Annotated in this window: 7 protein-coding genes and 2 pseudogenes; 6 read left to right on the top strand and 3 right to left on the bottom strand. The window is 71.8% G+C overall.

The genetic code is table 11. The features are described 5' to 3' along the window. The 6 genes and pseudogenes from AB0383_RS26380 to AB0383_RS26355 form a co-directional block, all read left to right on the top strand. A pseudogene (locus AB0383_RS26380) lies at positions 1-194 on the top strand (hypothetical protein); the annotation flags it as partial. 5 nt (positions 195-199) lie between these two features. Beyond that, entirely contained in the window at positions 200-904 is a 705-nt protein-coding gene (locus AB0383_RS26375) for an RraA family protein (protein WP_364184488.1), read from the top strand. After that, complete coding sequence (locus tag AB0383_RS26370) at positions 894-1,616, top strand: SDR family oxidoreductase (RefSeq protein ID WP_364184486.1); 723 nt, start codon at positions 894-896, stop codon at positions 1,614-1,616. The genes AB0383_RS26375 and AB0383_RS26370 overlap by 11 nt, the downstream gene beginning before the upstream one ends. Further along, complete coding sequence (locus AB0383_RS26365) at positions 1,613-1,999, top strand: NUDIX hydrolase (RefSeq protein WP_366188787.1); 387 nt, start codon at positions 1,613-1,615, stop codon at positions 1,997-1,999. The genes AB0383_RS26370 and AB0383_RS26365 overlap by 4 nt, the downstream gene beginning before the upstream one ends. Positions 2,000-2,157: 158 nt before the next feature. Continuing rightward, a complete protein-coding gene (locus AB0383_RS26360; RefSeq protein WP_366188786.1) occupies positions 2,158-4,311 on the top strand; it encodes an AAA family ATPase in 2,154 nt (717 codons plus the stop codon). Between the two features lie 27 nt (positions 4,312-4,338). Next, positions 4,339-7,107, top strand: coding sequence for a histidine kinase (locus AB0383_RS26355; protein ID WP_366188785.1), 2,769 nt, complete (start codon positions 4,339-4,341; stop codon positions 7,105-7,107). Between the two features lie 6 nt (positions 7,108-7,113). Here the strand turns inward: AB0383_RS26355 and AB0383_RS26350 are convergent. The 3 genes and pseudogenes from AB0383_RS26350 to AB0383_RS26340 all read right to left on the bottom strand — a co-directional run. Beyond that, a pseudogene (locus tag AB0383_RS26350) lies at positions 7,114-8,196 on the bottom strand (glycerate kinase); the annotation flags it as partial. Then, entirely contained in the window at positions 8,193-8,570 is a 378-nt protein-coding gene (locus AB0383_RS26345) for a gamma-glutamylcyclotransferase (RefSeq protein ID WP_364184480.1), read from the bottom strand. The pseudogene AB0383_RS26350 and the gene AB0383_RS26345, both read right to left, overlap by 4 nt. 29 nt (positions 8,571-8,599) lie before the next feature. After that, positions 8,600-10,042, bottom strand: coding sequence for an NCS2 family permease (locus tag AB0383_RS26340; RefSeq protein ID WP_364184477.1), 1,443 nt, complete (start codon positions 10,040-10,042; stop codon positions 8,600-8,602).

Genomic DNA, 10,042 nt, shown 5'->3' with positions numbered 1-10,042 from the left:
CGGATGTGGGTGGTTCGATCGGCCCCCGGCCGATCCGACCGCCCACATCCGGAAGCCGGCTCAAAGGCGATCTCGCACGCCCCGGCGAAGCCGGGGCCAAAGACATTGCGCGCGAGACTCCGTACGGCGATTTCCGTGCCATGGTGCGGGATCCGTCCGGCAACGTCTTCCAGCTCGCTGCGAGAAAGGCCTGAACGAAATGAAGAACGACGAGCTGCGGCGCCGCTTCGAAACGCTCACCACCGCGCACCTCACCGACGGCTGCATCCGCGCGCGGTTGCAGGTGCGCTGTGCGCCGGCGGGCACGCGGGCGGCGATCGGTGGGCGTGTGGCCGGGCGGGTGTTGCCGGCGCGGCACGCGGGCAGCGTCGACGTGTTCCTGGAGGCGCTGATGAGCGCCGCGGAGGGCGACGTACTGGTGGTGGACAACGGCGGGCGCCTCGACGAGAGCTGCGTCGGCGACCTCGTGGCGATCGAGGCCGCGACGGCGGGCGCGTCCGGCATCGTGATCTGGGGCCTGCACCGCGACACCGCCGACCTGCGCGCGATCGGGCTGCCCGTGTTCAGCCTCGGGTCCCTGCCGACCGGACCGCTCTCGCTCACCGACCGCGCCGCGAACGCGCTCGAGTCCGCGCGCGTCGGCGAGTGGGAGGTCACGTCGGACGACCTGGTGTTCGGCGACGACGACGGCGTGGTCTTCATGCCCGCCGCCGAGGCCGACGACGTGTTCCGCCTCGCGGAGTCCATTCGCGACACCGAGCGCCGCCAGGCCGAACTCATCCGCGGTGGCAAGACGTTGCGCGAGCAGGTGCGCTTCGCCGAGTTCCTGCGCGCCCGCGAGGCCAACCCCGCGCTGACCTTCCGCGAGCACCTGCGCGCCGTGGGCGGGGCCATTGAAGAGTGAGCGCCCGGTCGCCCTGGTCACCGGCGTCGGCCGACGCGCGGGCATCGGGGCGGCCATCGCCGAACGCCTCTCGACGGACGGTTGGCTCGTCGCGTGCACGCACTGGCAGGCCTACGACGCGCGCATGCCTTGGGGCGCGGATCCGGTGCGGGCCGGGGATTTCTCGGTCGAAGCGGACTTGGCCGATCCTGCGGCACCGGCTTTGCTGTTCGACCGCGTGGCTTCTTCTCTGGGCGAGGTGACGGCTTTGGTGCTGGCGCACTGCGAATCCGTCGACTCCGGTCTCCTCGACACGTCGCCCGAAAGCTTCGACCGGCACTTCGCGGTGAACACGCGCGCGAGCTGGCTGCTGATGCGCGAGTTCGCGGTGCGATTCGGCGGACCCCACGGCAACGGCCGCATCGTCGCCCTGACGAGCGACGCCGTGGTCCACAACGTCCCCTACGGCGCCAGCAAAGGCGCCCTCGACCGCCTGATCGTGGCCGCCGCCGCGGAACTCGGCCCCCGCGGCATCACCGCCAACGCCGTCAACCCCGGCCCGACCGACACCGGCTGGATGGACGGCCCCCTGCGCACCGCCCTTCGTGATCGCACACCGCTGGGCCGCCTCGGCACCCCGCGCGACTGCGCCAACCTGGTGTCCTTCCTCTGCGGCCCCGACGGCACCTGGGTCACCGGCCAGCTCCTCACCTCCAACGGCGGCTTCTCATGACCACCAAGCTCCTCGCCTACGTCTGGCTCTCCCGCGGCGCCACGGTCCTCCTCCTTCGCCGTGCGCCCGGCACGTTCCTCGGCGAGCACTGGGAGCTCCCCGGCGGCACCGCCGAGCCCGGCGAAGCCCCGGAGACCACCGCGGTCCGCGAGGTGGCCGAGGAAACGGGCCTGCACGTCCGCCTCCTCGGTGAACGCGCCCGCCTCTCGTGGCCCGACCTCGACGGCCGCCCGCTCACGATCCACGCCCGCGTCTACGACGCCGCCGAACCCACGCCGGGCACGGTGACCCTCAACCCCGCCGAACACGACGACTTCATCTGGGCGACAACCGAAGATGCCGCGGCACTCCGTCTGGCGCCCCACCTCCACCTGCTCGGATAGGGCGGCGGCTGGTCACCGGGTGCCGCTGGGGGTGGTGAAAAGCGGGCGAATCCGGGGAAGAAGAAGCCGGTTCACCGCCGGCCCGGAAGGGTCGCGATCGCGCTGAGATGGGTGTAGGCAGAGGTTGCGTCGAGACCGACGGTGCGTGGAGGTGTCGGGTGGGCACAGCTGAGCTACCGGGCCGAGATCCGGACACCCGGGTCTCAGTACTTCGCGAGGACGAGCGCACGCGGATCGTCCGGCTGTTCCTCCCTGATCACACCGTCGTCTGCAAACAGCCGCTCGGGCCGGACGCGCCGGGACGGCTGCGGCACGAGCGGGCGGTGCTGGAACAGCTCCGCGGGGTCCCGGGGGTGGCGCAGCTGGCGGACGCACCGCAGTACGCGGGGGCGATCGTGCTGGCGGACGTCGGCGGCACGAACCTGGCCGGCCTGTCGAAGCCGCTTCCCGTCGATGTCCTGGTCGACGTCGCGCTGGGCCTGGTCAGAGCCGTGGCGGCCATGCACCGCCGCGGCGTGCTGCACCGGGAAATCACCCCCGCGAACGTCGTGATCTCCCGCGACGGTGCTCCGTACCTGGTGGACTTCACGCTGGCCACTTCGCTCGCCGACGCCGGCCGTCCGTTCTCCGATCGCAGCGAGATCGTGGGGACTCTCGCGTACCTGGCGCCGGAACAGACCGGGCGGACCGGCCGTTCCGTCGACCAGCGGGCCGACCTGTACTCGCTGGGTGCGACGCTTTACGAACTGGCGACGGGGGCACCGCCGTTCGGCTCCGGCGATCCGCTTCGCCTCACCCACGACCACCTGGCGCAGGTCCCGGTGCCGCCGGACGAGGTGAACCCGGCTTTGCCGGCGGCCCTGCCCGAGATCATCCTTCATCTGCTCGAGAAGGAGCCGGACAGCCGGTACCAGACGGCGGAGGGCGTGGTCCACGACCTGGAGCGGCTGCGGGACGCCCGGGCGGGACCGGTCCGGGTCGGTGAACACGACTTCCCGCTCCGGCTGGTCGCGCCACCGAGACTGGTCGGGCGCGAAGCCGAGGTGGCCGTGCTCCACGCGGCGTTCGAGGACGCGCTGACGGGCCGGTGCCAGGGAGTCATGATCAACGGCGAGGCGGGGGTGGGCAAGACGGCGTTGGTCGACGAGCTGCGCCCGGCCGTGACGAGCCGGGGCGGCTGGTTCGTGGCGGGCAAGTTCGACCAGTACCGGAGGGATCTGGAGTTCGACGGGGTGCACCAGGCGTTCCGGGCGTTGGGAAGGCTGCTGCTGGCCGAGCCGGAGGGCGAGCTGACCGAGGTCCGGCAACGCATCTTCGCCGCAGCCGGCCCGAATGTGGGCCTGCTGACCGCTGTGGTGCCGGAGTTCGCCGCGCTGCTGAAGGTGCCGCCCGATCCCGGCGATCCGCTCACCGCGCAATCGCGGGCCCAGCACAACAGCGTCCAGATCCTGCGGGCGATCGCGTCGCCGGAACGACCGGTGGTGCTGCTCCTCGACGACCTGCAATGGGCCGGGCGAGTCCCACTCGGGTTCGTCGACCTCCTGCTCGACGAGGAACCGATCGCCGGCCTGCTGCTGGTGGGTGTGCGCCGCGACGACGACGTGGCTTCGGCAGAGCCACCGGCAGGGTCGGAAGACCGAGCCGGTGTGCGGTACCTGCGGCTGGGCAACCTGCCCAACCCGAGCCTGGTCGCCATGGTCGCCGAGATGCTGCACGCCGACGCCGTCGCGGCGGCGAGCCTGGTAGAGGTGATCGAGCCGCGCACGTCCGGCAACCCGTACGAAACCGTGCAGCTGCTCAACGCGCTGGGCCGCCACGGTGTTTTCACCGCGAACGCCTCGGGGTGGCGGTGGGATCCGGCGCGGCTGCGAGACCGGCTGGGTCCATCGGAGGCCGGCGACCTGCTGGCGGCGCGGATCGAGGCCGTGCCGCCGCGGACCCGGCGGCTGGTGGAGGCGATGGCCTGCCTGGGCGGGCAGGTCGAGGTCTCGGTGCTGCGGACTGCCACGGGCGAGCCGAACGGCGAGGTGGAGCGGCACTTGGCGCCGGCGCTGGACGAGGGACTTCTGGCCCTGGAGAGCGGGGCCCACGGCGCGGTGCGGTTCCGCCACGACCGCGTCCGCGAGGCGATTCTGTCCACGCTCGATCCGGAGCGGCGCCGGGCGCTGCACCTGGCCATGGCGCGACGGCTGGCCAGGGCGCCTGATCTGTTCGCGGCCGCCGCCGACCAGTACCTGCCGGTGATCGACGCGGTCGACGATCCCGCAGAGCGCAGGCAGGTGACGAAGCTGCTGCGGCGCGGCGCCGATTAGGCCGCGTTGACGGGTGACGATGTGCAGGTGAACGCGCTCCTCTCGGCGGCGTTGCGGCTGGTCGACCCCGCGGAGATCGCCGTGGTGGTCGAGCTGCGCACTGCTCGCCAAGCAGCTCTGTTCGGTTCCGGGCGCTTGGCAGAGGCCGACGCGGAGTACCGGGTGATCGAGCGGCTCTGCGAAAGAATGCCGGACCGCGCGGGCCCGACCGCGGTCCAGGTACGCGGCCTCACGCACCAAACCCGGTTCGCGGAGGCGATCGCGCTGAGCCTGGAGTCGCTGCGGGAGTGCGGCGTCGTCGTACCTTCGGGGGATCGGCTCCCCGCCGAAGTCGACCAGCGGTTCGAGCGCCTGTACCGGTGGGCGGCCGGCAGCGACCCAGCGGATGACCTGGCCCGGCCGGACCTTGCCGACGCCACCACGCTGGCCGTGACCCGCTTGATCGACGCGGCCCTGCCGGCCGCCTACTTCGTCGCCGACCCGGCCTTGATCGCCTGGCTGGGTCTTGAAGCCATCCGGATCTGGATCGAGCACGGGCCCGGCCCGAGCGTGATCGGCCCGGCAAGCCACGCCGCTTACCACGCGGGGGCGCAGCGCGGTGCCTACGAGGCCGGATACCGCGCGTTGCAGCGGATCGTGGCGCTGGGCGAGGCCCGCGGCTACGAGCCCGGCACCTCGCAGGCACGGCACATGTTCTCCGCTCTCAGCGGCTGGTTCGAGCCGATCGAGAACGGTGCCCGCGCGGCGCAGGAGGCCAGGACGGGGCTGATCGCGGGCGGTGACCTGGCCTACGCCGGATACACCTACCAGCTCTCCGTGCCGTACCTGGCGGAGTGCGCGTCGTCGCTGGAGAATTTCGTCGCGGAGGTCGACCGGGGGTTCGCCTTCCTGCGCCGGACCGGCAACGAGCAGACCGGCCAATGGCTCGACAGCTACCGGTGGCTGGCCGACGTGCTGCGCGGCGAGAGCCCGGCCGCGACCGACGACCCGATCCCTCTCGACCGCTTCTCCGACAATCCGCTGGCACTGTTCTACGCGCACCAGTGTCACGCGCTCGCGGCTGCCTGCTTCGGTGATCGAGTTCGCCTGGCAGAACACAGTGCGGCCGCCATGGCCCTTCTCCCGGCCGCCGCCGGCTTCTACTCCACCGCCGTGGCCCGCTTGCTGCGCGGGCTTGCCCTGGCCGACCAGGCCCGCGCGGCCACTGCCGACGAGCGCGGAGCTCCACTGTCCGAATTGGACGAGGTGATGCGGTGGCTGGCCGCGCGGGTCAGGGACGCACCGGAAAACTTCCTGCACCTGGTGCGGTTGCTCGAGGCCGAGCGGGCCTGGGCGGTCGACGACTTCCGCGGTGCCGTGCGGGCGTTCGACGCCGCCCGGCGCGAGGTCGTCCAGCGTCGGCGCCCCTGGCACCGGGCCCTGATCGCCGAGCGCGCGGCGCGCTTCCACTTGGCGCACGACATCGACCACACCGGCTTCGACCTGCTCGCGCAGGCCCGCGACGACTACGCCGCCTGGGGCGCGACCGCGAAGGTGGCGCAGCTCGACTGGGCCTACCCGGCTCTGCGATCAGGAGCCGGCGCGACGGCCAGTCTCGAGGAGGCCCGACCGGCGGGTGCCGTCCACGAGCGCTCCGCGGTCACCACGGGCACCCTCGACCTGCTCGGCGTCCTGTCCGCGTCGCGGGCGCTGAGCTCCGGGACGAGTATCGAACGCCTGCATTCGCGGGTCGTCGATGTGCTCAGCGCGATGACCGGTGCCACCGTCGTCCGCCTCGTGCTGTGGAGCGACGACCGGCGGGACTGGCTCCTGCCCGCCTCCGCTCCCCCGAACACAGCGACGGGCGCCGATCATGACCACGCGGTGCCGATGTCGGTGCTGCGCTACATCCGCCGGACGGAGGCACCACTCGTCGTCGACGACGTCACCCGCGACGACCGCTTCGCCCACGACCCGTGCTTCGCGGGCCTCACGCGCTGCTCCTTCCTCGCCGTGCCCGTCCTCAGCCGCGGCACTCCGCGGGCGGCGCTGCTGCTGGAAAACCGGCTGATCCGCGGCGCGTTCACCGCGGAGCGGCTCGACGCCGTCAAGCTCATCGCGGGCCAGCTCGCCGTTTCCCTCGACAACGCCCAGCTCTACGCCCAGCTCACCGCGTCGCGGGCGCGGATCGTCACGGCGGCCGACCAGGCACGCCGGCGCATCGAACGGGACCTGCACGACGGTGCTCAGCAACGGCTCGTCGCTCTCGCGTTACGGCTGCGCGCGACACAGGCGCAGGTGCCACCGGAACTCACCGAACTCGCCGCCGATCTCGGTGACCTCGCCGCCGAAGCCACCAGTCAGCTCAACGAGCTGCGCGAGATCGCGCGCGGTATCCACCCGGGGATCCTCGACACGGGAGGACTCCAGGCGGCCGTGCGCACGCTCGGCCGCCGCTCGCCCATCCCGGTCGACGTCGACCAGCAGCCGGCGCAGTCGCTCCCCAAGCACGTCGAGGTCAGCGCCTACTTCGTCGTCGCGGAGGCGCTGACCAACGCGGCCAAGCACTCACGAGCGTCTTCCGCCTCGGTGACCATTCGCCTCGACGCCGCGAAAGCCCTCTTGCTCGTCACGGTCCTCGATGACGGAGTCGGTGGCGCCGACTTCACCCGGGGCACCGGTTTGCTCGGCCTCAAAGACCGGGTCGAAGCGATCGGCGGCCGGATCGTCCTGCAGAGCCCGCTCGGAGCCGGGACCAGCCTGCACGCGGAACTTCCGCTCGCCGACCCCAGCCGATCCTCCGCGCTGGACGGTTGAGGCGCGGTCGCGGGCCAGGCGTTCGGCGAGGCGGCGCAGCAACGGCGCCGCGTTCGTCATGCAGCGCGCCGGGTCCGGTTCGAGGTCGGTGAGGGCGTGGACGGCGGTGAAGCCGGCCGCGCGCCACTCGGCCGGGGACAGCAGGCAGCGGCCCGCCACGGCAACCGTCGGGACGCCGGCGCCCGTGGCCGCGCGCAGGACGCCGACAGGGGCCTTGCCGTGCAAGGACTGCGTGTCCAGGGAACCCTCGCCGGTGATGACGAGACGGGCATCGCGAACCGCGGCGGAGAAGCCCAGGAGGTCGAGCAGCAAGGAAATACCCGGCCGCAGCCGAGCGCCCAACGCCGCCAGCGCCGCGAAGCCCACCCCGCCCGCCGCGCCGGCGCCCGCGGCCGAGGCGGACGAAGGACCCAGCACCGAAGCCCACTGGCGCAACCCGGCTTCCAGCACGGCAACATCCTCAGGGCTCGCACCCTTCTGCGGCCCATACACCGCCGCCGCACCCGAAGGCCCCAACAGCGGGTTGTCCACGTCGCAAGCCAGGTCGATGTCCACAGCGGACAGACCAGATAAGTCCACAGTAGACACCGAGGCCAACCCGATACCGCCAAGAGGCACCGCGGCGCCGGAAGAATCCAGCACCCGCGCCCCCAGCGCCGTCAGCATCCCGGCACCACCATCCGTGCCCGCACTCCCGCCGACACCCAGCACGATCCGCGACGCCCCGGCGGCCCGCGCCGCCGCGATCAGCTCGCCTGTGCCATAACTCGACGCCGTCAGTGGCGCCGGCAGCCCACCCGGCAACCGCTGCAAACCGGACGCCTCGGCCAGCTCCACGACGGCAACGTCACCCCGGAGCGCGAAGAACGCCGTGATCCGCCGCCCCGTCGGCCCAGACACGCGCACCGGCACCCGGCGGAACCCGGCGGCGACGGCGGCGGCCACCGTGCCGTCACCGCCGTCCGCCACCGGGAGCTCGACCACCGGCTCGTCGCGGGACACCTCACGCAAGCCGGCAGCGACCGCCGAAGCGACCTGCGCCGCCGTGAGCGAGCCCTTGAACTTGTCGGGCGCGACCAGCACCGTCATGACTGAGACCGGAACGCCCGCCAGTCACCGATCTCGGTGATGTCGCGCAGCTGCACGTGGGACGTCTGCGGCCGGCGCAGCAGCATCGCGAACGCCGAGCTCCCGTCCGCCAGCTCGATCACGCCCAGCTCCAGCTCGGGCGGTTCGGCCGGCAGCACCCGGTCCCGCAGCGCGTCCAGGGACACCTCGTACACCTCGCCCGCCACCGCACCGCCGCCGTGGGCGACCGGGACCAAAGCCGGGCACTGGCCGCCCACGGAGTAGAAGCGGTACTTCGGCGCGGTCGTCGTCGAGGCGACGAGAGGGGCGCCGTCGAGCAGGTGGTGCAGCGGTTCGCCGCGCATGGCGCCGCCGTTGAGGAACATCAGGGTCACAACGGTTCCTTTCCTCCGAGCTGCCACAGCTACAAGACAGCCTTGACGACGTCGATTCCGAAGTAGACGGTGAACACCAGTGCCAGCACCGTCAGGATCCAGCCGGCCTCGCGCCACTTGCCCTTGCACGTCTTGATGAGCACGAACGCGATGAGGCCCGCGCCCACACCGTTGGTGATGGAGTACGTGAACGGGATCAGCGCGACGGTGAGGAACACCGGGATCGTGTAATCACTGTCCTGCCAGGGGATGTTGCGGCACTGCGCCACCATCATCCCGCCGATCACCACGAGCGCCGGCGCCGCGGCCTGCGCGGGGACGATGCCGGCGATCGGCGTGAACAGCAGCGTCGCGGCGAACAGCGCGCCGGTGACCACGCTCGCGAGCCCGGTCCGCGCGCCCTCCCCCACGCCCGCCGCCGACTCGAGGAACACGGTGTTGGGCGAGGAACCCGAGAGCCCGCCGGCGATCGCGCCCGCGCCGTCGACGAACAGGATCCGGCCCATCCGCGGCACGCGGCCGTCCTTCGACAGCCCGGCCTCGGCCGACACACTGGTGATCGTGCCCATCGCGTCGAAGAAGCCGGACAGCACGAGCGTGAACAGGAAGATCGTGGCGGTCAGCGCACCCGCTGAAGCGAAGCCGCCGAACAGGTCGATGTGGCCCAGCAGTCCGAAATCAGGCACCGCCACCACGTGGCTCGGCAGCGTCGGGGTGGTCAGACCCCAGTTCCCCACGTGGAAACCGTCGTGCAGCACCACGGCGAGCACAGTGGACACCGCGATGCTGATCAGCACCGCGCCCGGGACTTTGCGCGACATCAGCACCGTCATCAGCAGCAGCCCGAAGCAGAACACCGCGATCGGCCAGCCGTCGAGGTGCCCGTCGAAACCGAGCCGAACGGGCACAGTGGACTCGGCCGAGTCCGGCGTCCGCGTGACGAACCCGGCGCTGACCAGGCCGACGAGCGCGATGTAGAGCCCGATGCCGACCGTGATCGCCATCTTGAGCGATGCCGGGATCGCGTTCATGATCCGTTCCCGGATCCCGCTCACGGCCATGATCACGATGCAGACGCCTTCGAGCACCACGAGTCCGAAGGCCTGGGGCCACGTCATCGCCGGCGCCATCTGGAACGCGACGATGCCGTTGATCCCGAGACCCGCGGCCAGCGCGAGCGGCGCGTTGCCGACGAGTCCCATGAGGATGGTCATCACCGCGGCCGCCAGCGCCGTGGCCGTGGTGACCTGGGCAGCGCTGAGCTTCGCGCCGGTGATGTCGGCGGAAGCGCCGAGGATGAGCGGGTTGAGCAGCACGATGTAGGCCATCGCGACGAACGTGGTGATGCCGCCGCGCACCTCGCGGCCCACGGTCGTGCGACGGGCGGTGATGTCGAAGAGCCGGTCCGTAATGGACTTACGAGCTGGTCCTGGAGCCGGGGTCACAGCGTCGTCGATGTGTACCTGGGTCAT

This window comes from Amycolatopsis sp. NPDC051373 (assembly GCF_040689465.1).
Classification (GTDB): domain Bacteria; phylum Actinomycetota; class Actinomycetes; order Mycobacteriales; family Pseudonocardiaceae; genus Amycolatopsis.
Note: the sequence above shows the minus strand (reverse complement) of the source record. Positions and strands in the feature narration are given on the sequence as shown.